The organism is Paenibacillus sp. SAF-068 (assembly GCF_051967555.1).
Taxonomy (GTDB): Bacteria; Bacillota; Bacilli; order Paenibacillales; family Paenibacillaceae; genus Paenibacillus.
Genome location: NZ_JBQCJX010000022.1, coordinates 1 through 617, shown reverse-complemented (window position 1 = coordinate 617; position 617 = coordinate 1). Strand labels below are relative to the sequence as shown.

At 52.8% G+C, this 617-nt stretch carries 1 rRNA gene; it reads left to right on the top strand.

The window, feature by feature from the left end:
* Positions 1–617 (top strand): 23S ribosomal RNA (locus tag ACTHPG_RS28175); the annotation flags it as partial.

Genomic DNA, 617 nt, shown 5'->3' with positions numbered 1-617 from the left:
TAAGGCTGAGCTGTGATGGGGAGCGAAAATTGTAGTAGCGAAGGTCATGATCTCACACTGCCAAGAAAAGCCTCTAGCCAGGTGAAGGTGCCCGTACCGCAAACCGACACAGGTAGGCGAGAAGAGTATTCTAAGGCGCGCGGAAGAACTCTCGTTAAGGAACTCGGCAAAATGACCCCGTAACTTCGGGAGAAGGGGTGCCCCGGTAGTGTGAATAGCACGAGGGGGCCGCAGTGAAAAGGCCCAAGCGACTGTTTAGCAAAAACACAGGTCTGTGCGAAGCCGTAAGGCGAAGTATACGGGCTGACGCCTGCCCGGTGCTGGAAGGTTAAGGGGAGTGGTTAGGAGCAATCCGAAGCTGTGAACCGAAGCCCCAGTAAACGGCGGCCGTAACTATAACGGTCCTAAGGTAGCGAAATTCCTTGTCAGGTAAATTCTGACCCGCACGAATGGCGTAACGACTTGGGCGCTGTCTCAACGAGAGATCCGGTGAAATTTTAATACCTGTGAAGATGCAGGTTACCCGCGACAAGACGGAAAGACCCCATGGAGCTTTACTGCAGCTTGATATTGAATTTGGGTACGATCTGTACAGGATAGGTGGGAGCCTTTGAAGC